The organism is methane-oxidizing endosymbiont of Gigantopelta aegis (genome assembly GCF_016097405.1).
Taxonomy (GTDB): domain Bacteria; phylum Pseudomonadota; class Gammaproteobacteria; order Methylococcales; family Methylomonadaceae; genus Methylomarinum.
Genome location: NZ_JAEHGD010000002.1, coordinates 533,938 through 557,160, shown reverse-complemented (window position 1 = coordinate 557,160; position 23,223 = coordinate 533,938). Strand labels below are relative to the sequence as shown.

Annotated in this window: 24 protein-coding genes and 3 pseudogenes; 11 read left to right on the top strand and 16 right to left on the bottom strand. The window is 45.3% G+C overall.

The genetic code is table 11. The features are described from left to right. Positions 1-29: 29 nt before the first annotated feature. The 3 genes and pseudogenes from JEU20_RS15685 to JEU20_RS16015 all read right to left on the bottom strand — a co-directional run bounded on the left by JEU20_RS15685 (position 30) and on the right by JEU20_RS16015 (position 2,722). Positions 30-1,010: an NAD-glutamate dehydrogenase domain-containing protein gene (locus tag JEU20_RS15685; RefSeq protein ID WP_198246664.1), complete on the bottom strand. Its 981-nt coding sequence runs from the start codon at positions 1,008-1,010 to the stop codon at positions 30-32. Between the two features lie 61 nt (positions 1,011-1,071). Beyond that, positions 1,072-1,820, bottom strand: a protein-coding gene (locus JEU20_RS13590; protein WP_245395263.1) for an IS5 family transposase whose coding sequence is annotated in 2 segments (ribosomal slippage) — positions 1,072-1,094 and positions 1,094-1,820 — 750 coding nt in all. Because the reading frame shifts where the segments join, the coding sequence is not laid out codon by codon here. A gap of 45 nt (positions 1,821-1,865) precedes the next feature. After that, positions 1,866-2,722 (bottom strand): annotated as a pseudogene (locus tag JEU20_RS16015) (methyltransferase). A gap of 102 nt (positions 2,723-2,824) precedes the next feature. Here JEU20_RS16015 and JEU20_RS13580 point away from each other — a divergent pair. Further along, positions 2,825-3,573: pseudogene (locus JEU20_RS13580) on the top strand (IS5 family transposase). Here JEU20_RS13580 and JEU20_RS13575 read toward each other — a convergent pair. Together JEU20_RS13575 and JEU20_RS13570 are read right to left on the bottom strand one after the other, a co-directional pair. Beyond that, entirely contained in the window at positions 3,562-3,882 is a 321-nt protein-coding gene (locus JEU20_RS13575) for a 23S rRNA (guanine(1835)-N(2))-methyltransferase RlmG (RefSeq protein ID WP_198246662.1), read from the bottom strand. The pseudogene JEU20_RS13580 and the gene JEU20_RS13575 sit on opposite strands and share 12 nt — an antisense overlap. A gap of 15 nt (positions 3,883-3,897) precedes the next feature. Further along, positions 3,898-4,517: pseudogene (locus JEU20_RS13570) on the bottom strand (dienelactone hydrolase family protein); the annotation flags it as partial. Between the two features lie 67 nt (positions 4,518-4,584). Between JEU20_RS13570 and JEU20_RS13565 the strand changes: the two are divergent. After that, on the top strand, positions 4,585-5,610 hold the full coding sequence (locus JEU20_RS13565; RefSeq protein WP_198246661.1) for an IS630 family transposase: 1,026 nt from the start codon (positions 4,585-4,587) through the stop codon (positions 5,608-5,610). On the opposite strand, the gene JEU20_RS13560 is transcribed toward JEU20_RS13565, so the two are convergent. Genes JEU20_RS13560 through JEU20_RS13550 form a run of 3 tightly spaced genes read right to left on the bottom strand, consistent with a single transcriptional unit; the run spans position 5,597 to position 6,629 of the window. Then, on the bottom strand, positions 5,597-5,746 hold the full coding sequence (locus tag JEU20_RS13560; RefSeq protein ID WP_342590521.1) for a hypothetical protein: 150 nt from the start codon (positions 5,744-5,746) through the stop codon (positions 5,597-5,599). The two genes, JEU20_RS13565 and JEU20_RS13560, sit on opposite strands and share 14 nt — an antisense overlap. 15 nt (positions 5,747-5,761) lie before the next feature. Continuing rightward, the gene (locus JEU20_RS13555; RefSeq protein ID WP_198246660.1) at positions 5,762-6,145 is read right to left on the bottom strand and encodes a Dabb family protein; all 384 of its coding nucleotides are present in this window, start codon (positions 6,143-6,145) and stop codon (positions 5,762-5,764) included. After that, positions 6,135-6,629, bottom strand: a complete 495-nt coding sequence (locus JEU20_RS13550; RefSeq protein WP_281066859.1) for a low molecular weight protein-tyrosine-phosphatase — start codon at positions 6,627-6,629, stop codon at positions 6,135-6,137. The genes JEU20_RS13555 and JEU20_RS13550 overlap by 11 nt, the downstream gene beginning before the upstream one ends. A gap of 234 nt (positions 6,630-6,863) precedes the next feature. Between JEU20_RS13550 and JEU20_RS13545 the strand changes: the two genes are divergently transcribed. Next, on the top strand, positions 6,864-7,022 hold the full coding sequence (locus tag JEU20_RS13545) for a hypothetical protein (protein ID WP_198246659.1): 159 nt from the start codon (positions 6,864-6,866) through the stop codon (positions 7,020-7,022). 93 nt (positions 7,023-7,115) lie between these two features. Here JEU20_RS13545 and rimI read toward each other — a convergent pair whose 3' ends face one another. From rimI to JEU20_RS13505, 8 genes are all read right to left on the bottom strand, one after another. Continuing rightward, on the bottom strand, positions 7,116-7,670 hold the full coding sequence (rimI, locus tag JEU20_RS13540; protein WP_198246658.1) for a ribosomal protein S18-alanine N-acetyltransferase: 555 nt from the start codon (positions 7,668-7,670) through the stop codon (positions 7,116-7,118). After that, positions 7,645-8,376: a uracil-DNA glycosylase gene (locus JEU20_RS13535; RefSeq protein WP_198246657.1), complete on the bottom strand. Its 732-nt coding sequence runs from the start codon at positions 8,374-8,376 to the stop codon at positions 7,645-7,647. Before JEU20_RS13535 ends, rimI begins: the two co-directional genes overlap by 26 nt. After that, a complete protein-coding gene (locus JEU20_RS13530) occupies positions 8,369-9,913 on the bottom strand; it encodes a 2-isopropylmalate synthase (RefSeq protein ID WP_198246656.1) in 1,545 nt (514 codons plus the stop codon). The genes JEU20_RS13535 and JEU20_RS13530 overlap by 8 nt, the downstream gene beginning before the upstream one ends. A gap of 690 nt (positions 9,914-10,603) precedes the next feature. Beyond that, on the bottom strand, positions 10,604-11,356 hold the full coding sequence (gene pssA, locus JEU20_RS13525) for a CDP-diacylglycerol--serine O-phosphatidyltransferase (protein WP_198246655.1): 753 nt from the start codon (positions 11,354-11,356) through the stop codon (positions 10,604-10,606). 142 nt (positions 11,357-11,498) lie between these two features. Further along, entirely contained in the window at positions 11,499-12,728 is a 1,230-nt protein-coding gene (locus tag JEU20_RS13520) for a pyrophosphate--fructose-6-phosphate 1-phosphotransferase (RefSeq protein ID WP_198246654.1), read from the bottom strand. Positions 12,729-12,814: 86 nt separating this feature from the next. After that, complete coding sequence (gene ilvC / locus JEU20_RS13515; protein ID WP_198246653.1) at positions 12,815-13,831, bottom strand: ketol-acid reductoisomerase; 1,017 nt, start codon at positions 13,829-13,831, stop codon at positions 12,815-12,817. 35 nt (positions 13,832-13,866) lie between these two features. Beyond that, positions 13,867-14,358: an acetolactate synthase small subunit gene (gene ilvN / locus JEU20_RS13510; protein ID WP_198246652.1), complete on the bottom strand. Its 492-nt coding sequence runs from the start codon at positions 14,356-14,358 to the stop codon at positions 13,867-13,869. Continuing rightward, a complete protein-coding gene (locus JEU20_RS13505; RefSeq protein ID WP_198246651.1) occupies positions 14,358-16,094 on the bottom strand; it encodes an acetolactate synthase 3 large subunit in 1,737 nt (578 codons plus the stop codon). The genes ilvN and JEU20_RS13505 overlap by 1 nt, the downstream gene beginning before the upstream one ends. 195 nt (positions 16,095-16,289) lie before the next feature. Between JEU20_RS13505 and birA the strand changes: the two genes are divergently transcribed. From birA to rpiA, 8 genes are all read left to right on the top strand, one after another. After that, entirely contained in the window at positions 16,290-17,288 is a 999-nt protein-coding gene (birA, locus tag JEU20_RS13500; protein ID WP_198246650.1) for a bifunctional biotin--[acetyl-CoA-carboxylase] ligase/biotin operon repressor BirA, read from the top strand. Then, positions 17,272-18,000 (top strand): type III pantothenate kinase, encoded by a 729-nt coding sequence (locus JEU20_RS13495; protein ID WP_198246649.1) that lies wholly within the window; start codon positions 17,272-17,274, stop codon positions 17,998-18,000. Before birA ends, JEU20_RS13495 begins: the two co-directional genes overlap by 17 nt. After that, complete coding sequence (locus JEU20_RS13490; protein ID WP_198246648.1) at positions 18,001-19,134, top strand: hypothetical protein; 1,134 nt, start codon at positions 18,001-18,003, stop codon at positions 19,132-19,134. Between the two features lie 112 nt (positions 19,135-19,246). Further along, positions 19,247-20,878 carry a protein adenylyltransferase SelO gene (locus tag JEU20_RS13485; protein WP_198246647.1) on the top strand — a complete coding sequence of 544 codons (1,632 nt, stop codon included), beginning with the start codon at positions 19,247-19,249 and terminating at the stop codon, positions 20,876-20,878. A 44-nt stretch (positions 20,879-20,922) separates the two neighbouring features. Further along, complete coding sequence (locus tag JEU20_RS15395) at positions 20,923-21,339, top strand: helix-turn-helix domain-containing protein (protein WP_245395262.1); 417 nt, start codon at positions 20,923-20,925, stop codon at positions 21,337-21,339. After that, positions 21,297-21,947 carry an IS630 family transposase gene (locus tag JEU20_RS15390; protein WP_245395261.1) on the top strand — a complete coding sequence of 217 codons (651 nt, stop codon included), beginning with the start codon at positions 21,297-21,299 and terminating at the stop codon, positions 21,945-21,947. The genes JEU20_RS15395 and JEU20_RS15390 overlap by 43 nt, the downstream gene beginning before the upstream one ends. Positions 21,948-22,081: 134 nt before the next feature. After that, positions 22,082-22,549: a peroxiredoxin gene (locus JEU20_RS13475; RefSeq protein WP_198246734.1), complete on the top strand. Its 468-nt coding sequence runs from the start codon at positions 22,082-22,084 to the stop codon at positions 22,547-22,549. After that, positions 22,546-23,223 (top strand): ribose-5-phosphate isomerase RpiA, encoded by a 678-nt coding sequence (gene rpiA, locus JEU20_RS13470; RefSeq protein WP_198246646.1) that lies wholly within the window; start codon positions 22,546-22,548, stop codon positions 23,221-23,223. The genes JEU20_RS13475 and rpiA overlap by 4 nt, the downstream gene beginning before the upstream one ends.

Genomic DNA, 23,223 nt, shown 5'->3' with positions numbered 1-23,223 from the left:
TGTCAAATAGGCAGACGAGTTATAAAGCCCTAAAAAACGTTTTTCCCCAACGAGCTGTCCTTCAGTATTAAACTGTTTAACCCCGATGTAATCCATAAATACCGGGCGATGAACCGTTGAACGTGAAGTCGCTTTAGTGATGATAAGGACATTGGGGCCGTTGATTTTTTAAAGGCTTCGGCTGAAATTGAATTTTGGGCCCCAGCAACGGGGTCTGCAATACTGTCACGCAAAATACCTAGGCCGGTTTCGGTGACTGGTATAAATAGCCTTGAAGACGGTGGCTGTTCCTGTAACTGATATTCACGATACCCTAAAAATACAAAATGATTGTCCTGGAGCCATTGCAGAAAAGCGATCTCTTCAGGGTCAACATTTCCCTTCTGGCTTAATTCCTGAATAATCATCTGCATTTTTTTGACACATAGCGTCCAGTCTTCAGTGGCTGCAGCCACATCGCGTAATATCGCTGACAAGCGCTGTTTTAAATAGGCATGACGGGCCACATCGGTTTGTCGGTCAATTTCAAAATGCAGAAAGCTTTCCCGACTTGCCGCCTCATCATCGGCTGCCAGGCGCAATAGTTCGCCTTGTTTGTTTCTGACCACATTGAAAACAGGATGAATAACCAAATGATTGGTCAGCCCCTGGCGGTTGATTTCCATACTGACCGATTGCAACAGAAAAGGCATATCCTGAATGACGATTTCAATAATCGTATGGGGTGATTGCCAACTGTGGTCTTCCAAGGTGGGATTGTAAATATGGATTTTCAGCTCATCCGGCTGGCGCTGCAAAGCCAGGTTCCAGTGCGACAACATCGCACCGTACAAATCTTCAATCGCAATATGTTCTAAGTCATCGAAAGGGACATTCTGGTAATACTGACGGGCAAAATCTTTTAAGACTTCAACACTGTCAGCAGAAGACTTTTGTTCAATATAGTGACAAAGCTGGTTAAGAATATTTTTTGTTGACTGGATTTTCCATATCAGATTCCTGTGCGGCATGACGCAATATGCGTCACTTAACCTTAGCGGCTAACCTTTAAGATTAGGGGCTGTTGCCATTTCACATAGGTAACCATAAAAGGCGCAAGCCAGAGCGATAGAGCCTTCAAAATTTCGTTTGAGTTTGTCATATCGCGTGGCGATCGCTCTGAAATGCTTAAGTCTTGCAAACACATTTTCAACGAGATGGCGATATTTGTAGAGACACCAATCCATTTCATCATTTCCCCGAGTTGAATTCTTTTTTCTTGGGATAACAGGAACAGCCCCTTTGTCTTTAATTTGAAGACGTAATGCTTCACTGTCATAGCCTCTGTCAGCAACTATATAGTCACCTTTTGGGAGCTCTGCAACTAATTTCGGTGCTTCTTTACAGTCATGAACTTCGCCGCCTGTCACTGAGAAATGAATAGGAAGACCACAGGCATCAACGGCCATATGAATTTTACTGGTGTTCCCGGCGACAGATTTCCCTATCGCTGTTTCTTGTTCACAGGCCGCACCACTATTATGCTGATGTGCTTTCACAATACTCCCATCAATAAATTCCCATTCCAGGTCTGGATCAACAACCAGGGCGTTAAAAATACCCATCAGTTTTTCTTTACGAGACCAGTCATTGAATCGTTTATATACCGCATTCCAATTACCAAAAGCCGTGGGTAAATCTCTCCAGGGACAACCTACTCGCAAGCGATAAAAAATACCTTCGACTGTTTTTCGAAGACAAGGTTTGTCATAAATTCCCATTTTCAACATAATTATCTTCAGTTTCTCCCAAAGTTCATCCGTAAGCAGTTGTCGCGGCATAGTTTGCTTGTTTTTGAGTCAAAATAAACAATCTATGTGGCGGAGTTATTGAATTTCAAGGGGGATTTTCAAAACGGCAACAGCCCCTACAAACTTTCTATTCGCTGCAAGGGTTGTACAATGCCCGAACAAACGCTTCAGCACAACATGATAGCCCAAGTGGCGATTACCGATGATAATTAAATCTGCGCCCGGCTTTAACACTTTTTAGCCTGCCGGAACATGCGCCGGGCAATATGATCGCCGACTGCATGCTGCTGATGAAAAGGTGGATTACACAGAATCAGATCGGCACTGTTTTCGGCAATTCCGCTTAAACAATCCGTAGCAATGAAATCGGCGCGTCGACTGACGCCAAATGCCTGCTCAAAATTCATTCTAGCCGAATCCAGCGCCATAAAGGATTCATCGACAAACTGAATATGAGCCACCGGGTTTTGCCGCGCAAACATTAAACCCAACACACCATTACCGCAGCCTAAGTCAACCACTTGGCGGTAGCGCGGGTTAACCGGTAAATGCTGCAACATAAAGCGTGCACCAATATCCAACCGCTCCCTGGAAAAAACATTGGCATGATTACGCAGCACCAGGTTGCTATTCTCCAAAACATACTGACTAGGATAAGGATTTTTTGGCGTACTTTTAGCTAAATCAGGTGAAACATAAATCAGACGCGCTTTCTTGCGCGCTAACGATGTCGTCGTCGGCCCTATCACACGCTGAAACAGCTTAAAAACTGTTTTAGGCAGATTTTTAACCATCCCTGCGGCGATAATACGGGTTGAAGGCTTAAGTAGCGGCCGCAATTCAAGCAGTTGATGTTCCAGTAAAGCCAACGTTTTAGGAATTTTAATCAACAAAACATCGATCGCGTTTTCCGGCTTTTCCAGACTGCCCAACAGCGTAACTTGCTCTAGGGGCTGTTGCCGTTTTGAAAATCCCCTTGAAATTCAATAACTCCGCCACATAGATTGTTTATTTGACTCAAAAACAAGCAAACTATGCCGCGACAACTGCTTACGGATGAACTTTGGGAGAAACTGAAGATAATTATGTTGAAAATGGGAATTTATGACAAACCTTGTCTTCGAAAAACAGTCGAAGGTATTTTTTATCGCTTGCGAGTAGGTTGTCCCTGGAGAGATTTACCCACGGCTTTTTGGTAATTGAATGCGGTATATAAACGATTCAATGACTGGTCTCGTAAAGAAAAACTGATGGGTATTTTTAACGCCTTGGTTGTTGATCCAGACCTGGAATGGGAATTTATTGATGGGAGTATTGTGAAAGCACATCAGCATAGTAGTGGTGCGGCCTGTGAACAAGAAACAGCGATAGGGAAATCTGTCGCCGGGAACACCAGTAAAATTCATATGGCCGTTGATGCCTGTGGTCTTCCTATTCATTTCTCAGTGACAGGCGGCGAAGTTCATGACTGTAAAGAAGCACCGAAATTAGTTGCAGAGCTCCCAAAAGGTGACTATATAGTTGCTGACAGAGGCTATGACAGTGAAGCATTACGTCTTCAAATTAAAGACAAAGGGGCTGTTCCTGTTATCCCAAGAAAAAAGAATTCAACTCGGGGAAATGATGAAATGGATTGGTGTCTCTACAAATATCGCCATCTCGTTGAAAATGTGTTTGCAAGACTTAAGCATTTCAGAGCGATCGCCACGCGATATGACAAACTCAAACGAAATTTTGAAGGCTCTATCGCTCTGGCTTGCGCCTTTTATGGTTACCTATGTGAAATGGCAACAGCCCCTAATGCAATCTTGTTATTACGCAAGTTTTGACAGGTTGCCTGATGTGATAACCAGGAATCCGAAATACTGACAGGGTGATACGGAGACAAGGCTATCGCCAATGCACCAAAGGTATCATTCAGCAGGGTAAGCTGGGCCGATGGCTCCAAAGGCTTCTCGGCCAGCTCATGTAGCAGATATTCATCGGCCGCATCCCAAGCTCGGAATGGATCGCTAGATTGGAAAGGAAAACGTTTTAATTCAAAACACCCTTGCGGAAACTCAGCGAGAATCTCTGTTTTTGTTGTGTTCACAAGGGTACAGTTAAATCAATCTGTAAAAATTTCATCCAGAAAATTCAACAAACTTTGCCAAGATCGCTTATCGGCAGTGGGATGATAAACGGTACCGAAACCAGGATCATTGGCGACCGGATTGGTAAACGCATGCATAGTTTGACCATAAATATGCATTTGCCAATCGGCTCCCGCTTTGGTCATTTCACCCTGAATGCCTAATACCTGTTCGGTTGGTGTCATAGGGTCATCATGGCCATGTAAAATCAACACTTTAGCTTTGATTTCAGGTTGTGGCAGATTATCCGGTAAAACAAACAAACCATGAAACGAAACAACACCCGCAATATCGGCGCCGGTCCGCGCTAAATCCAATACGCATAAACCACCAAAACAAAAACCGATAGCCGCTATTTTATGGTTATCCGCCCACGGCAGTTGTTTGACTGCCGTGAGCGCCGCCAATATACGTTGTTGTAACAGCGCCCGATCCTCTATGAACGGCTGCATTAAGCGACTGTTTTCTTCCGGGCCGGAACCTAAAACGCCCTTACCATACATATCCAACGCAAAGCCCAGGTATCCCAGTTCTGCCAGTTTTTTGCCTTACCCTCGACAAAACTATCCCGTCCGCCCCAAGCATGTGCAATTATACTCTTCGCAAATGAGAATTTAGCATAAAAAGATGACGTAATGGAGTGAAATATATAAAATAAGGCCATGTCGAATTACACCCTTCCAGAGACTGAATTAGCCGATTTGCGCGAAGCCATGGTGAGCTTCGAGAAAAACGTGATGCAGACCGAGTTAAAGCCATCATTCTTTTTAGGTTCAGGCTGGTCAGCAACAAACGTTGCCGAAGCACTTCTCATTGACCGCAATACAATCCGTACCTACTATCGAAAATATAAGAAAGGTGGTCTTGCTAAACTCCTACAAACTCAGCATGTTGGAAGTGCCAGTTTCTTATCGGTTTCAGAAGCGACCGAGTTGGATGAATATCTGCAGAAAAATCTTCACTTAACCGCTAAATCGGTTGCAGCTTACATTAAAGAGCGTTGGCAGGTTCGCTATAGTGAACGCGGTGTGACAGCCTTGCTGCATCGCTTGGGTTATGTCTATAAAAAGCCCAAGCTGATACCCGGCAAAGCTAATGCAAAAGCCCAACTGGAGTTCCTTGAGAAATATCAACAACTAAAGGAAGACAAGCAGCCCGAAGACTTGATATTGTTCATGGATGGTGTTCATCCACAACATAATCCTGTAATGGCTTGTGGTTGGATTAAGCGTGGTGTGGAATTCACGATTCAGAGTAATACCGGGCGTCAACGTCTCAATGTCAACGGTGCAGTCAATATCGATTCTCTGGATACTGTCTGCCGCTTCTATGACACCATCAATGGCGAGGCAACGATTGATCTTTGTAAGGCGATTGAAGAACGTTACCCGAAGGCTGGGACTATTTACATCATTTGCGATAATGCACGCTACTACCGATCAAAGGCTGTCAGACAATTTCTTGAAATGTCGCGAATTGAATTAGTGTTTTTACCGCCGTATGCGCCGAATCTTAATTTGATTGAACGGTACTGGCGATATTTCAAGAAAGAAATCTTATATGACCAGTATTATGAAACATTCAAAGAATTCAAAATAGCCTGCGAGACATTCTTTTCTGAGCCAGAAAAGCATGTCGACAATTTGCGCTCACTTTTAACTGAGAATTTTCAAATTATCGGTGCATGATGGTTTGCTCTATTTTCATGTGCGGAGAGTATAAAACCACAGGGCGCTGTCCTTCAATCTGATCGTCAAAGGCAAAAAAACCCTCTAAAAGCGTATCCTGATCAAGATAATCAACTGTATTGCTGATAATGGTCATGGTTTTTCCTGCTATTTAAGGCGTTACAAAATCGTAAATGACGGTACGATTAACCAAAGGTTTGATCTTTTCATGCAGAATTTTTTTATGCTTAGGATTATTCAAATACGCTTTCAATGCCGCGCGATTTTTAAGCGTCACCGTCACCGCCACATCAAAGGTGTCATCCACCAGTTGGCGCTTGCTGGGCAAAACAACACCAACATGGCGATTGATAACGCCAGGCAAGCCTGATAACTGCTGGCTGGCATCAATAAATTTCTGGCGCATAGCTTCATTACCAGGCTCCTTTAACCAGACAATCACAACATGACTGATAGTCTTGTCCTGCGCTTGAGCAAAAGGCGTTAATAACAATAAAATCAGTAGTGCTGCCAGTTTTGTATAGCTATTTTTCATGACTGTGTTTCTCCAAAATGTGATTGATAAAACCAATGGATGCTTCTTCTACCATATCGAGTACCCGTTCAAAACCGTAGCTACCGCCATAATAGGGGTCGGGGACATCGCGCTCGCCCACATGCGGTGCAAAATCCATAAAATATTGGACTTTATGCAGATGTTCCTCCGGGCAGGCTTCAGTCAAAATGGCAAAATTTTCATTATCCATCGCCAGAATATGATCAAAATCCTCAAAATCGCCATAAATGACTTTTCTGGCACGAATTCCACTTAAATCGTAATCCCTTTCTCCAGCCGCTTTCTGCGCTCTAGGATCAGGCTCCTCCCCAACATGAAATGCATGGGTTCCTGCCGAGTCAATATGAAACAAATGCTGGAGTTGTCTCTGTTCGACCAATGCACGAAAAACACCTTCGGCCGTTGGTGACCGACAAATATTCCCCATGCAAACAAATAAAACCTTAATTCTTTCTTCACTCACCGCGCACTCTCCTTCTACCCCCTAAGAACCTGACTTATCTTATCGACCTGCAAAACAATTTTAAACAAAAAACCCAATAACTACTCAGCGTAAAACGATAAATAGCCAGAAAAAATGACATTTGCATAAAATACTGTCAACAAAATAGAAACAATCCATGCACTGTTAGCTATATTGTCAATAACTCAGCACAAAACTATACTATGCCCATCTTAAATTAACGGAGACAAAATTATGAACACATTACAAAAAGACATTATCAACGGCTTGTTATTCGTCACTGGAATTTTTAGCTTCATTTCTGGTGCATTCATTATTTCAACTGTTCTGTTTGGAGCTTGCGCAATCTTCAGCAACATCAATCCAAACAACAAAACACAACAACAAGCTTAAATTCACCCTTTCCTCCTGTGTAAAAATAAAGCAGCATGGGCTGCTTATCTCACACTCCCACAAAGCCATTTAGCTTTGGGAGTTTTTTTACACTCAAATTTCCGCCACGATTTCCAAAGCAAACATGACAGCATCCTCCCGTCCATGTGCGGCAGGATAATAGTCTTTACGAATGCCAATCTCATTAAACCCCAGGCTCTGATACAAATGAACAGCCTTCCGGTTCGATGGCCTGACTTCTAGAAAAATCGTTTGCGCCTTCCCTCGCACATATTTAATCATATGCTCTAGCATCTTTCGACCGGCCCCTAAGCCTTGCGCGTCAGGGTCAACACAGACATTCATGATATGTGCTTCAGCGGCCGCTATTGAAATAATACAATATCCGATTACCTTCTGGTTCTGGTCTTCGATTACCCAGCAGGTATAATTTGAAGCATTTAAACAATCTTTAAAAATAGCTTCTGTCCACGGATAATTGTAATTTTTGCCTTCAATTTCCAGCACCGCATCAAGGTCATCCGGCCCCATGTAACGAATTCTCATCAAATCTTTCGGACTTACCGAGCCGGGAAACACTTTGGCGTAAAATTCTCTGTCTGCATCATAAATCACAAAATCTTTAACTTTTTCCCATATCCTGCGCATAGCCTTCCTGTAAACCCTGGTAAACGTGCCGGGCAAATTTCAAATCCTGCCAAGCTTTTCGTTTTTCCAATAATGATCGTAATAAATAAGCAGGATGATATATGACTATAACGGGAATATCATCCCATTTATGCACGACACCGCGTAATTTTGCCAGCGGTTGCTTACTGTGCAAAAGGTTTTGCGCAGCAACACGTCCAACCGCCAAAATAATTTTAGGTTTGACCCATGAAATTTGTTGCTCAAGAAAATCAGAACAGGCCGAAATCTCCTCGCTATGGGGATCCCGGTTATTAGGTGGGCGACATTTAAGAATATTGGTAATATAGACTTGCTCACGCGAATAACCCAGCGCCCGAATCATTTCTGTCAACAACTGACCAGCCGGCCCGACAAAAGGCTCACCCTGTGCATCTTCCTGCTGCCCTGGGGCTTCACCGATCAGCATCCAGTCGGCATTCCGATCCCCCACACCAAAAACAGTTTGTGTGCGAGTTTGATGCAGTTCACAACGCTGGCATTCGGCGACAGTTTGTCGCAATCTCTCCCATTGTGCGTCCAGGTCACCAACCACCGCGCCATCATATTGTGTCATTAAGGCATGATCATCACTATCGATGTCGACTGCCTGCCTTAGCTGCCAGACATTGACGCCCATCGCTTGCAAATACTGCAAGCGTTTATTATCATCTGCCGTATCAGACATCACCACTTTGCGGGTGTTGCCGAAAATCCTGGGATTGCAGCTTATTGACGGCATTGATATAAGCTTTAGCCGAGGCAATCACAATATCGGTATCGGCACCAAGGCCATTGACGATACGTCCAGCCTTATCCAGCCTAACCGTAACCTCGCCCTGCGCATCGGTGCCTGTGGTAATATTATTGACCGAATAAAGCTCAAGCGTAGCACCGGTTTTGACCAGGGCCTCAATCGCCTTCAGACTGGCATCGACCGCACCACCACCCGTTGCCGAGCCGGTTTTTTCATCCTGCCCAATACGAATAGTGACCGTTGCACACGGAGTTTCACCGGTTTCGGAACAAACTTTCAAGGCCACCAGTTTTACATTTTCTTCATCATTATCGGTGCTGACTTCTGAAATCAGGGCCTGCAAGTCTTCATCGAAGATTTCGTGTTTTTTGTCCGCTAATTGTTTAAAGCGCACAAAAGCATCGTTAAGCTCTTCCTCAGAACTGAATTGAAATCCTAGTTCATTCATGCGGCTCTTAAATGCATTACGCCCAGAATGTTTCCCCAATACCATACGATTAGCCGCCCAGCCGACATCTTCGGCTTTCATGATTTCGTATGTTTCACGGTTTTTCAAGACACCATCCTGATGAATACCTGACTCATGTGCAAATGCATTGGCGCCGACAATAGCTTTATTCGGCTGCACTGGAAAACCTGTAATCGATGAAACCAGTTTAGAACAGGTTACGATTTCCCGGGTGTCCAGACTGGTTTCGCATGGAAACACATCATGCCGCGTCTTGATAGCCATGACAACTTCTTCCAGTGCCGCATTACCAGCCCGTTCACCCAAGCCATTGATGGTACACTCAACCTGACGCGCACCATTTATCACCGCAGACAAGGAATTGGCCACAGCTAGACCTAAATCATTATGGCAATGCACCGAAAAAATCGCCTTATCCGAATTCGGAATCCGTTCGATCAAATGCGCGATAGTTGCACCAAATTCATGCGGCACACTGTAACCCACGGTATCGGGTATATTCAATGTGGTTGCGCCGGCATCAATCACAGCTTCCAGAATCCGGCACAGAAAATCTTCTTCCGAGCGACCAGCATCTTCCGGCGAAAACTCGACATCATCGGTATATTGCCTGGCGCGCTTTACTGCCTTGACGGCATATTCAATCACCTGCTCCGGGCTCATCTTCAGCTTTTGCTGCATGTGAATCGGAGAGGTCGCGATAAAGGTATGAATACGCCGACTATTTGCGCCCTTTAAGGCCTCGCCCGCTCGATCAATATCGTTATCCAGCGCCCGTGCTAACCCGCACACGGTGCTATTTTCAATGCTGTTGGCAACCGCCTGTACTGCCTCAAAATCACCTTCGCTAGCCGCCGGAAAACCCGCCTCAATCACATCGACTCTGAGTCGTTCCAATGCTTTAGCTATACGAACTTTCTCGTCTCGCGTCATTGATGCGCCTGGGCTTTGCTCCCCATCGCGCAGTGTGGTATCAAAAATAATCAATTTGTCTTTCATGAAAACTCCAGTCATGAAGAATTTTCAACAACCTGTGTTGATTTTAAAAAAAGGGTTAGTGTATTACGAATTTAAGAGATAGTTTTTATTGCCCATCAGGGCAAGAGGCGGGATAACAGGCGCAGCCGTCTGTTGACAACATTGAATAAGTATTGAAATTGCGACGGTTTTTGATAATCCATAGTCTTAACTATATCGTATTGCCTTAATTCGAACAAGCCGAAACACATACCGCATCCACTTTTCATTATCAACTGATGTTACGCAGCGGCACTTCCCTCATTCCCATAATCTTCCATTCATCATTACTGTGAAAGAAAAAGTCATCTCTGGCCTCTCTCTTTTATCGACACAGAGATCACAGCGCACGCATCGTTATATTGTATCGTTTAATTCCATTGACTGATCTGGATTCATTCAGTTATTAACGCCCCTGTAGAAACATTTGTTGTTCATCCTTGCTGCACGATTTCATTCTCTGTGTTCTCAATGGTCTGAAGTGTCTATTCATTAGACCCGTTCGAGCCTGATCATCACCGCTTACCGAAATTTCTTGGGAATCGTCATTCCGGGGTAACGCAGTGGAAACTAAGAAATCCATAAAGTCACTGCGTAACATCAATTAGCGCTTACTAAGAGGCCGCCGAACTAGAATCCTCCATACCCCGACAGCCTCCTAGAAATAAAGCATTACTCACTGTTTTCTTCACTTTTACGCCGCTGCCATTTTTTTCTCAGCACTAATGTAACAATCGGTCCGGACAGCGCATATCCTACGGCCAATACAAATAGCATGCTTTGTGGCTGCGCCATAATAAAGCCGACTGCCAACATGATAACGATGGCAACAAAAAAGGGTACTTTTCGCTTAGGATCGATTTCCTTGAAACTGGAATAACGAAAATTGCTCACCATCAACAAGCCCGTTGCAATTGTGACCACCATAACCAAATATTTAAAATCAGCCGGATCGTATTGAAACTCCAGACAGAACCATAGCCCTCCCGCTAAAACAGCCGCTGCCGCTGGACTAGGCAACCCTTGAAAATAGCGTTTATCGGCTACTTCAACCTGGGTATTAAAACGCGCCAATCGGAGCGCACCGCCTGCGGCATGAACAAAGGCGGCAAACAAGCCTAATTTTCCTAATGACCCTAGCGCCCAAAGATACATCACCAGGGCAGGCGCGATACCGAAAGAAACCATATCAGACAAACTGTCATATTGCACCCCGAAATCACTCTCCGTATGGGTCAACCGGGCAACTCGCCCATCCAGACCGTCCAGGATCATCGCGACAAACAGGGAAATAGCGGCATTATGAAAATTACCATTAATGGCCGATGTAATCGCATAAAAACCAGCAAACATGGCGCCCGTAGTGAATAAGTTGGGCAACAAATAAATTCCTCGGCGACGCATGGTTAATTTTTTATCGTTCATTTTAAACAACTCGATGATTTAAGTAGGTCATTTTACTGCAATTTGTTCATTTTGGCAGAAGCAAATCTTAAACCGAATAGCTCGACCACAAAAAAAGCCCATCAATTGACGGGCTTTTTTATTGTCACACAATTGACGACGTTTAATGGCTCGTTTCGACCTTAGCCCCTTTGCTTTGTCCGATGGACGCAAGTAACTCATTAAACCAGGGTTCATCAATATTGAATGGCTTACCACCTTTGATTCTTGGAAATTCAATCGCCCGCAGGATATCGTTATTGTCTTCATCATGACCGATGACGCCGGCCTCACCGCGTAAGGCACACTCGACCGCTAAATCGGCACAGGATTTTATCAAACGAATATCTTCGACATTTGCTGCCGCCGCGCGTGAAAAATAACCTGATTTTTGCACCAGGGTCTTTTCCGCTCCAATCATGTCGGCGAATTGTTCTGCAAACCATTTGCCAGGGTTAACCGCATCCAGTTTGACATGACCGAAGGCATCACGCGGGACTTCCTGACCCTGTGCTTCCATTTCGGCGACAATCGACTCGACACCAGCACCTTCGGAAATGAAAATATTAACAGCGTCATGTTTATCCATCACGGCACGCAGACGCTTCGCCTCGGCCGCCAAATCGATGTCCATTTCAGGAATAAACACGCCATGCACCTCGAATGCATTCCGATCCAAACCAATTTCAGGCAACCATTCGGCACGATCCAGTAATTTGCGATATTCAACCGCGGTTGCCGCTGTCAACCAGCCACAACTGCGCCCCATGACCTCATGCACAATCAACATACGCGGATTGGCATTGTTTTCGGCAACAACATTCTGAAAATAACGCGCACCCTGCTCGGCTGCTGTCCAGGCACCCAACGATTGTTTAATCGGGAACACATCATTATCAATAGTTTTAGGCAAGCCAATGACCGTCAATGGATAATTATTATCAGCCAAAAACGCCGCCAGATCGGCTGCCGCAGTGTTGGTGTCATCGCCACCAATGGTGTGCAGCACATCAACACCATCTTTAATCAGCTGGTCAGCCGCTACTTTTTGCGGATCTTCGCCTTCTTTAACCAGACCGCGTTTCACACAATCGGCTACATTGGTCAATTTAACCCGACTATTACCGATGGGAGATCCACCGAAACGGTGCAAGAGGCCAGCCTTTTTGCGAATTTCAGGCGTTACTTGATAATAATCGCCCAACAACAGGCCTTTATAACCACCGTGGTAACAGATGATTTCGATACTTGGATCAATTTCAGTATAGCGCTCTATCAGGCTGCCAATAGCTGAACTCAAACACGGCGCCAGGCCTCCCGCAGTTAATAGTGCGACTTTTTTTGGTTTACTCATGATTTGCGTTGCTCAAATGTTGTTCAAATTAGAAAACAATTACAAAACAACCCGACGATAGCCCCGCCAGGTCTGCAATACTGTGATTAGTTTTTGTCCTTATCAACAATTTTATTCGCTTCAATCCATGGCATCATGGCACGAAGCTTGGCACCGACTTGTTCGATTGGATGCTCGGCATTTAACCGACGTCTAGCCGTCATTTCAGGGTAATTCGTCATCCCTTCCAGAATAAAGCGTTTGGCATACTCACCGGTTTGAATATTTTTCAAGGCTTCACGCATAGCTTGACGACTTTCCTCGTTGATGACTTTAGGGCCAGTTACATATTCGCCATATTCTGCATTGTTAGAAATGGAATAGTTCATGTTGGCGATACCACCTTCAAACATCAAATCCACAATCAGCTTTAACTCATGCAGACACTCGAAATAAGCCATTTCCGGCTCGTAACCCGCCTCGACGAGTGTTTCAAAACCGGCTTTTACCAGTTCGACCGCACCGCCGCATAATACCGCCTGCTCACCAAACAAATCAGTTTCGGTTTCATCACGGAAGGTAGTTTCGATAATGCCGGAGCGACCACCACCGATAGCCGAAGCATAAGACAAACAAATATCTTTAGCCTTGCCTGAGGCATCCTGATGAATCGCGATTAAGTCAGGAATACCGCCGCCACGGACAAATTCCGAACGCACGGTATGACCCGGTGCTTTCGGAGCAATCATGATGACATCCAAATCGGAACGTGGCACGATTTGGTTATAGAGAATAGCGAAACCATGTGCAAAAGCCAACGCAGCACCTTGCTTCAAATTAGGCTCAATCACAGTTTTGTACAGTTGCGATTGAAATTCATCTGGCGTCAAAATCATAACGACATCCGCTCCTTGAACGGCTTCAGGCACTTCTTTTACCGTCAAGCCGGCCGCTTCCGCTTTCGCTACGGAAGCAGAATTCGCTCTCAAGCCAACAACCACATCAACACCTGAGTCTTTCAGGTTATTGGCATGGGCGTGGCCTTGTGAACCATAACCGATAATGGCGACTTTTTTGGACTGGATGATAGAAAGATCGGCATCTTTATCGTAATAAACTTGCATAGGTTTTTCTCGTTTTTTAAAAGTTAATATAAGGGTTATAAGTGTAAGCCTTTTTCACCGCGGGAAATACCCGTCGGCCCGGAACGAACCACTTCGATAATACTTTCAGGATCCAAAGAATGAATAAAAGCATCCAGTTTATCGGATGGACCTGTCATTTCAACGACATAGCTGGTTGCCGTGACATCGATGATCTTACCGCGAAAAATATCGTTTAAGCGCTTCACTTCGGCGCGACTGTTTTCTGTCGTATGAATTTTGACCAGCATCAATTCCCGTTCAATATGTACCGCTTCAGCCAAATCAATCAATTTGACAACATCAATCAACTTGTTCAGCTGCTTGGTAATCTGCTCGATAACATGATCGTTACCGCGCGTCACCAATGTCATGCGTGATAGACTCGGGTCTTCAGTAGGCGCTACGGTCAATGATTCAATATTATAGCCACGGGCGGAAAACAAACCGGCAACCCGAGATAGAGCGCCTGCTTCATTCTCGATCAGAATAGAAATAATATGTCTCATCAGGCCAACTCCCTCTCGGTTTTTGCACTTGGCGCGACCCGTAGCTTCATATCATGATGCGCTTTCCCAGCCTCAATCATAGGATAAACATTTTCTTCTCTATCTGTCATAAAGTCTAAAAATACGGTTCTGTCCTTCATGGCAAATGCTTGTTCTATTGCCTCTTTGACCTCACCTGGCTTTTCGATGCGAATCCCAACATGGCCATAAGATTCTGCCAGTTTGACAAAATCAGGAATGGTATCCATATAAGAATGCGAATAACGACCGCTGTAATTAAACTCTTGCCATTGTCTCACCATCCCCATATACCGGTTGTTCAGGTTGATAATTTTGACCGGCGCATCATATTGCAGCGCTGTCGCTAATTCCTGAATACACATCTGGATACTTGCCTCGCCTGTAATACACGCGACATCAGCATCGGGAAAAGCCAATTTAACGCCTATTGCTGCCGGCAATCCAAACCCCATCGTGCCAAGGCCACCCGAGTTGATCCAGCGACGCGGCTTGTCAAAGGGATAAAACTGCGCGGCAAACATCTGATGCTGCCCCACATCTGACGTAATATAAGCATCACCCTGAGTCACCTGATAGAGCTGCTCTATCACATACTGCGGTTTGATGATTTCGCTGTTACGATCATAGGCTAAACAATCAATACTGCGCCAGTTATCAATTTGACTCCACCAGGCCGATAAGGCATCTTCAGATGGCCTCATTTTGCTATCCTGAATCAAATCGATCATTTGTTGCAAAACGGGTTTCACTTGCCCGACAATCGGTACATCAACCATTACCGTTTTAGAAATCGACGCCGGATCAACATCAATATGAATAATTTTGGCATAGGGACAAAACTCGGCAATCTTGCCGGTTACACGATCATCGAAGCGTGCACCGACGGCCAGAATCACATCGCTTTCGTGCATTGCCAAATTAGCTTCATACGTGCCATGCATACCCAGCATGCCGACGAATTGTTTATCGGTTGCCGGAAAACTGCCTAACCCCATCAGTGTATTGGTAATTGGAAACCCCAACAACCGGGTTATTTCTCTCAATTCCTCACAGGCCTCACCCAAAATAACACCACCGCCGGCATAAATAATGGGCCGTTTCGCTTGCAATAACAAACCAACGGCTTTTTTGATTTGCCCCTTATGCCCCATCACTGCAGGATTATACGAGCGCATGTGAATGGTTTCAGGATAATGATAAGGAATCTTATAACCCGGATCCGTAATATCCTTAGGAATATCCACCACAACCGGACCGGGACGACCTGTCGTCGCGACATAAAAGGCCTTTTTCATGGTTTCGGCAATATCTTCGGTCCTTTTCACCAAAAAATTGTGTTTAACGCAAGGCCGGGTAATGCCGACCATATCCACTTCCTGGAATGCATCGCTGCCAATCACAGCCGTTGGAACCTGGCCTGAAATGACGACCATCGGTATGGAATCCATGTAAGCTGTCGCAATGCCGGTAACCGCATTGGTCGCCCCTGGACCTGATGTCACCAGCACAACGCCAGGCTTGCCGGTTGCACGCGCATAAGCGTCTGCCGCATGGGTTGCCGCCTGTTCGTGTCTTACCAGAATATGCTGGACGTCATCCTGCTGAAAAATAGCATCATACAGGTGCAATACCGCGCCACCCGGATAACCAAATATATACTCCACGCCTTCGTCTTTCAGGCATCTAACGATGATTTCGCCGCCGCTGAGTTCCACTTTTTATCCTCAAAATAAACCGTCTGAATTAGCAATGTCTTACCGAAAAAAATCCGAATAAGATTAAAGTTAACTTACCATTCTACTAGGTAAAGCGAAAAACTTAAAATTTTTACAGTCCGCCTTCAGCATCTTTGCTCAAACTGCATTTTTTCTACGGTATAATGCGCGTTTTCTTACCCATTTGCCGATAATATGGCTATTTCACAACATTTGCTGCAAATTCTGGCACGACTGGCCGATGGCCGGTTTCATTCGGGCACAGAATTGGCTGAATCCGCCGCCATCAGTCGCTCGGCCGTATGCAAACAATTACAAAACCTCGACAAGCTGGGCCTCCACTATAGCGCCATCAGCGGCAAAGGCTACAAACTCAGCCAACCATTACAACTACTAGATGAAGACTCTATCCGCCAGGCACTCAATGGGAACACAAAGGCACTGTTACAGCGACTTGAAATTCACCCCTGCTTAGCCTCCACCAATACCTATTTACAGCACGCCGACAACGCGCACGCAACGGCCTGCTTTGCTGAATATCAAACAGAAGGTCGTGGGCGCCGCGGACGACAATGGCTATCGCCTTTTGGTCGCAATATTTATTTATCTCTGCGCTATCACTACCAGTCCGGCCCAGCGGTCATTGCCGGGCTCAGCCTCGCTGTTGGCGTCGCAGTGATTCGAGCACTCAACAGCTTAAACATTCGTGATGCCGGTTTAAAATGGCCCAATGATATTTACTGGCAACAAAAAAAACTGGGCGGAATTTTGATTGAGGTCGGCGGTGAAGCCGAAGGTCCCTGCCATACCGTCATTGGCCTGGGCCTGAACGGCTTTCTGCCACAACCCTTATCCCAAACAATTGACCAACCCTGCACCGACCTGTACAGCATCATCGGCGACAAGGCCTTTAGCCTGCGTAATCGCTTGGCTGCTGAATTATTGAATCAGCTAGTTCCAGTCTTGCACGATTTTGACGTAACCGGCCTATCCCCTTTTATCGAAGAGTGGCGGCAACACGATTGCCTGCATGGCAAAACAGCCACACTCTATCAAGGCAAACAGCAACACCAAGGGATTCTAGAGGGCATCGATGAGCACGGCCAGCTCTTATTACGCAAATCCGATGGCAAACAGCAAATCTTCGCTTCCGGCGAAATCAGCTTCAGACCCAGCCATGAAAATACTGCTTGATATTGGCAATAGTCGCCTTAAATGGGCTTGGCAACAGGCGCATGATTTTTTCAGCCGACCTGCGTTAGATTACCATCAACCACAATTTATCGATCACCTGTATCAACACTGGCAAAACCTGCCCCCGGCCGATAGCCTGGCGATTGCCACGGTAAGTCATCAATCCATTGCAGAACGCATCATCATATTGGCTAAACAACTCTGGCCTACCATTCAAATCATCCAAGCCCAGGCCTCGGCTGAAAAATACGGGGTCAAGAATGCTTATCGGCAACCTGAAAAACTCGGCATCGACCGCTGGCTAGCGCTGATCGCCGCACACCATAAACAGCTTGGGAATTGCTGGGTGGTTGACTGCGGCACCGCGATCACAGTGGATTATCTACATGCCGATGGACAACACAAAGGCGGACTGATTTGCCCCGGCCTGCATATGATGCAGCAGTCATTAAGCCAAAACACCCAACTTTTGCCTGCCATAGAACAGGATTATGTGACAGGCCTTGCGGATTTTACCGAAGCGGCTATTTATAGTGGAACTTTACTGGCCGCATGCGGACTGATCGAACAGAGCATGCAAAGCCTTGATGAAAACGCTCGATTGATTTTAACCGGTGGCGATGCCTCACGCATTGCGCCACACCTAAAATATGATACCCACATTGAACCCAACCTAGTTTTAACCGGCCTTAGCCTTTATTGCGAAGATTGAATGATAAAATTTTTCTTTTTCTTGATTGCCGTCGCAAACTTGAGTTTTTTCCTGTGGGAATTGCAATATGGCTCCGGCGTCAACACATCTCAGAGCCCCTCTGTAAAACAAACTTTACCCACGATTTTATTGTTATCTGAAGCGCCTGCAGCAAACCGCTTGCTGCACGCTGAAACAAAGTCGGAACAAAAACCCACCGTTCTAGCCAATTCAACCCCACCAACCGAGTCTGTTGAACCCACCCACTCACTCATTCCTGAAATACCCGGAGCAGTCTCGGAAAAAACAGCCCAAGTCCCAGCCAAACTTACGGATGAAATCATCGCCTCCCGTACACCAGAAACGATAGCCAAATCCAAACATGATCTCACCTCACCAGATATATTGAAATCAATCGAACCCGATCATACAGATAGCCCGACTGAACCAGATACTAAAGCCCCTGAAAAAACAACCCTGCTATCTTCAAGTTCCACAGATAAAATCAGCTCTAGCCAAACAAAGGAAGCCACAACCCAATCCGAAATAGAACAAAAAATTTCCGCTATCGCGAAGACTGACTTGCCATCAAAACCTATTGAGTCCGTCGTCCCTCCTGAGACAACGACTGCAATAACGGCAACCACAATCGCCAAAGTAATTGCAGAAAAAACAGCCGAGACAACATCCCCCCTCACCCCTAATAAAACAGCTGAAGTCAACTCAGATACTCGCGCTAAAACCAATCCAAAATCTGTAATAGCCCCCTGTATCGAAGCAAAAACATTTGCTAGTAAACAGACTGCATTAAAGGCATTGCCGCCACATCTCGACACCTCGAACATACGCGAAATCAAACAAAGCATACCCTCGACCTATCTGGTTTTTATCCCGGCGGCCAAGGATTTCGACACGGCCCAAGCTACCGAACAACAGCTTAAAGCTAAAGGGATCACTAACTTGTGGCTGTTCCGAAAAGGGCCGATGAAAAATGCTATTTCATTGGGTTTGTTTGTCAAAAAACAACGTGCTGAAAATCTGGCGCGACAATTAAAACAAAAACAAATCAAGGTCGAAATACAAACACGCTATAAAACCATCAAACGCTGGCGAATCGATGCCCAACAAGCCGATTGCAGTCAACAGTCAGATTAGTCCTCAGAAACCCTCTAGCAAAGAATAATCCAGCTAAACCATCATTTTTTTATGGTAGATATTTCATAGTCTTAGCCCAATAATAACGGTTTATTGTTTTAGAATGCGACGTATGACAACCGTTACTGCTCTACCCAGCTTAGATAAACTGGTTTTTGATAACCGCTTCATCCGACAACTTCCGGCCGATCCTGACATGCACAACCATTGTCGGCAGGTTTTCGGCGCTTGTTTCAGTTTTGTGAGTCCTAAGCCCACACAAGCGCCACAATTAGTCGCCTATTCAAAAGAAATGGCTCATAGCCTAGGTTTGAGCGAGGCAGATTGTGAATCAAGTTGCTTTACCCAGGTCATGAGTGGAAACCGCCTGTTACCTGATATGCAGCCTTATGCCATGTGCTATGGCGGCCATCAATTCGGTCAGTGGGCAGGTCAGTTAGGCGATGGACGAGCAATCAATCTGGGCGAAGTGTTAGCCGATAACGGCCAGCACTGGACCTTACAGCTTAAAGGCGCCGGCTTGACACCTTATTCCCGCATGGCTGATGGCCTGGCTGTGTTACGTTCATCCGTGCGCGAGTTTTTATGCAGTGAAGCCATGTTTCATTTAGGCATACCGACCACCCGGGCACTCAGCCTGACACTGACCGGCGACACAGTAATGCGCGATATGTTTTACAACGGTGATGCAAAACTTGAGCCAGGTGCCATCGTGTGCAGAGCCGCACCCTCATTTATCCGTTTTGGCAGTTTCCAGATATTCACTGCGCGCGGTGAACTCAATGTTTTAAAACAACTGGCAGACTTCACTATCCGCAGCGACTTTCCACAACTACTACCTAAATCAGGACAGATAGAAAAAGCCACCTATATCTGCTGGTTTGAAGAAGTTTGCCGCTTAACCGCCGAGCTGATTGTACACTGGCAACGCGTAGGCTTTGTACATGGCGTCATGAATACCGATAATATGTCGATTCTGGGTATCACCATCGATTATGGGCCTTATGGCTGGCTGGATCATTACGACCCGGAATGGACACCCAATACGACCGACCGCACGCATCGACGTTATCGCTACAGCCAGCAACCGGAAATTGCACTGTGGAATTTATTACAACTGGCTAATGCGATCTACCCGTTAATTAATGATGCCAAACCCTTGCAAAATGCGCTGGCCTTATACAATGCAACCTTTGAACACGGCTGGCAGGCGATGTTTGCGGAAAAATTAGGTCTAAAAAACTGGCAACCGAACAGCGATGCAAAGCTGGTTCAGACTTTGCTCACTCTGCTTGCAGAAGTCGAAACCGATATGACGCTGTTCTTCCGTCTTCTCGCCCATGTGCCTGTCGAAAACCAGACCTTATCGAATACAGACTGCTTGGCACCGTTATCTGATGCCTGGTATCAGCCCGATTCACTGTCGCCGGATTATCGTCAACGCTTTGCCGACTGGATACGTTTATACAGCCAACGCATCCGACAGGATAATGAATCCACCGAAAGCCGTCAGCAACGCATGAATGCCGTCAATCCTAAATACATTCTGCGCAATTACCTGTCACAAATGGCCATTGACAAAGCCGAAGCAGGTGATTTTTCCCTGATAGAGGAATTGTTAGAGGTAATGCGCAGGCCGTATGATGAGCAACCCGATAAACAACATTTTGCCGCCAAACGCCCGGAATGGGCACGCAATAAAGCAGGTTGTTCGCAATTATACTCTTCGCAAATGAGAATTTAGCATAAAAAGATGACGTAATGGAGTGAAATATATAAAATAAGGCCATGTCGAATTACACCCTTCCAGAGACTGAATTAGCCGATTTGCGCGAAGCCCATGGTGAGCTTCGAGAAAAACGTGATGCAGACCGAGTTAAAGCCATCATTCTTTTAGGTTCAGGCTGGTCAGCAACAAACGTTGCCGAAGCACTTCTCATTGACCGCAATACAATCCGTACCTACTATCGAAAATATAAGAAAGGTGGTCTTGCTAAACTCCTACAAACTCAGCATGTTGGAAGTGCCAGTTTCTTATCGGTTTCAGAAGCGACCGAGTTGGATGAATATCTGCAGAAAAATCTTCACTTAACCGCTAAATCGGTTGCAGCTTACATTAAAGAGCGTTGGCAGGTTCGCTATAGTGAACGCGGTGTGACAGCTTGCTGCATCGCTTGGGTTATGTCTATAAAAAGCCCAAGCTGATACCCGGCAAAGCTAATGCAAAAGCCCAACTGGAGTTCCTTGAGAAATATCAACAACTAAAGGAAGACAAGCAGCCCGAAGACTTGATATTGTTCATGGATGGTGTTCATCCACAACATAATCCTGTAATGGCTTGTGGTTGGATTAAGCGTGGTGTGGAATTCACGATTCAGAGTAATACCGGGCGTCAACGTCTCAATGTCAACGGTGCAGTCAATATCGATTCTCTGGATACTGTCTGCCGCTTCTATGACACCATCAATGGCGAGGCAACGATTGATCTTTGTAAGGCGATTGAAGAACGTTACCCGAAGGCTGGGACTATTTACATCATTTGCGATAATGCACGCTACTACCGATCAAAGGCTGTCAGACAATTTCTTGAAATGTCGCGAATTGAATTAGTGTTTTTACCGCCGTATGCGCCGAATCTTAATTTGATTGAACGGTACTGGCGATATTTCAAGAAAGAAATCTTATATGACCAGTATTATGAAACATTCAAAGAATTCAAAATAGCCTGCGAGACATTCTTTTCTGAGCCAGAAAAGCATGTCGACAATTTGCGCTCACTTTTAACTGAGAATTTTCAAATTATCGGTGCATGATGGTTTGCTCTATTTTCATGTGCGGAGAGTATATCCTGCAGTTCCTGATAGATTCCCTTGCAAGTTTATGGTTTATTTTCAGAGCCGCATCGGTAATAATCAAACCGAAGCTCCATCATCCCGAGGAATACATCATGTTAAAAAAAAACCAGCCTGCTCCTGATTTTAGCTGCCCTAATCAACACGGCGAAGTTGTTCGTTTATCTGACTTTAAAGATAAACACAATGTCGTTCTTTATTTTTATCCTAAAGATGACACCCCAGGCTGCACCATTGAAGCCAATGATTTTACCGCCCTGGCTGATGAGTTTGCCGCGACAAATACTGTAATTCTAGGCGTCAGCAAAGACTCTTGCGCCAGTCACGTTGATTTCATCAAAAAATATGGCCTTAAAGTAGACTTATTGTCTGATGAAAGCGGTGAGCTATGTGAAAAGTATGATGTTTGGCGTGAAAAGGAAAAAAATGGCGTTAAAAAAATGGCTATTTTACGCTCCACCTTTATTATCGATAAAAACGGCAATATCGTAGATGCACTGTACGGTGTTTCGCATGAGGGCCACGCCAATGAAGTTCTGGATAAAGTCAAAAAGCTTCAATGAATAACAAACAACGTGTCGCCAGACACGCGCTTCAGTGGATAACAGACAATATGATAATAGGGCTTGGCACAGGCTCTACAGCCGATTGCTTTATCGAAGCACTAGCGCATAAATACAAACAGGAAAATGTGCATATCCATGTCGTTGCCAGCTCGATTGTCAGCATGATCAAAGCACGCGACTTAGGACTGCCACTGGTATCGTTAGAACAACTCGAACATATTGATATTTATGTAGATGGGGCCGATGAAGTAGCGCCAGATAATACCTTATTAAAAGGCCAGGGCGCTGATCTGGTTAGAGAAAAACTCTTGGCCACCGCAAGCCATCAATTTATTGCACTGGTCGATCAGAGCAAACAAGTACCTTCTATCGGTAACAAATTCCCGATTCCTATCGAAGTCATGCCCTTTGCTTGGCAAATGGTTAAATACCAACTCGAAAAACAGGGTGCAAAAGGAAAGCTTCGTCAACAAGGTAATGGATTGGCCGTATCATCCTACGGCAGCTTGATTCTTGATATGAAATTTCCTGAGCAAGTAGACCTTCAAAAGATTGAACATATTTTGAATACAACGCCGGGAATCATAGAGCATGGTATTTTTTCGCCCCAAGCTGATATTGTCGTACTTGCAACAGAAAACGGCGTGCAGGAAATACAAAAGCCGTCCTGA

Coding starts and splice junctions, on each gene's coding strand:
- JEU20_RS13535 (WP_198246657.1), bottom strand. CDS start 8,376: ATGTCTGATACGGCAGATGATAATAAACGCTTGCAGTATTTGCAAGCG.
- rpiA (WP_198246646.1), top strand. CDS start 22,546: ATGAATAACAAACAACGTGTCGCCAGACACGCGCTTCAGTGGATAACA.
- JEU20_RS13485 (WP_198246647.1), top strand. CDS start 19,247: ATGACAACCGTTACTGCTCTACCCAGCTTAGATAAACTGGTTTTTGAT.
- ilvC (WP_198246653.1), bottom strand. CDS start 13,831: ATGCAAGTTTATTACGATAAAGATGCCGATCTTTCTATCATCCAGTCC.
- JEU20_RS13560 (WP_342590521.1), bottom strand. CDS start 5,746: ATGACCATTATCAGCAATACAGTTGATTATCTTGATCAGGATACGCTT.
- rimI (WP_198246658.1), bottom strand. CDS start 7,670: ATGCGCAGGATATGGGAAAAAGTTAAAGATTTTGTGATTTATGATGCA.
- JEU20_RS13545 (WP_198246659.1), top strand. CDS start 6,864: ATGAACACATTACAAAAAGACATTATCAACGGCTTGTTATTCGTCACT.
- JEU20_RS13555 (WP_198246660.1), bottom strand. CDS start 6,145: ATGAAAAATAGCTATACAAAACTGGCAGCACTACTGATTTTATTGTTA.
- ilvN (WP_198246652.1), bottom strand. CDS start 14,358: ATGAGACATATTATTTCTATTCTGATCGAGAATGAAGCAGGCGCTCTA.
- JEU20_RS13530 (WP_198246656.1), bottom strand. CDS start 9,913: ATGAAAGACAAATTGATTATTTTTGATACCACACTGCGCGATGGGGAG.
- JEU20_RS15395 (WP_245395262.1), top strand. CDS start 20,923: ATGTCGAATTACACCCTTCCAGAGACTGAATTAGCCGATTTGCGCGAA.
- birA (WP_198246650.1), top strand. CDS start 16,290: ATGGCTATTTCACAACATTTGCTGCAAATTCTGGCACGACTGGCCGAT.
- JEU20_RS13475 (WP_198246734.1), top strand. CDS start 22,082: ATGTTAAAAAAAAACCAGCCTGCTCCTGATTTTAGCTGCCCTAATCAA.
- JEU20_RS13495 (WP_198246649.1), top strand. CDS start 17,272: ATGAAAATACTGCTTGATATTGGCAATAGTCGCCTTAAATGGGCTTGG.
- pssA (WP_198246655.1), bottom strand. CDS start 11,356: ATGAACGATAAAAAATTAACCATGCGTCGCCGAGGAATTTATTTGTTG.
- JEU20_RS13520 (WP_198246654.1), bottom strand. CDS start 12,728: ATGAGTAAACCAAAAAAAGTCGCACTATTAACTGCGGGAGGCCTGGCG.
- JEU20_RS13565 (WP_198246661.1), top strand. CDS start 4,585: ATGTCGAATTACACCCTTCCAGAGACTGAATTAGCCGATTTGCGCGAA.
- JEU20_RS15685 (WP_198246664.1), bottom strand. CDS start 1,010: ATGCCGCACAGGAATCTGATATGGAAAATCCAGTCAACAAAAAATATT.
- JEU20_RS13490 (WP_198246648.1), top strand. CDS start 18,001: ATGATAAAATTTTTCTTTTTCTTGATTGCCGTCGCAAACTTGAGTTTT.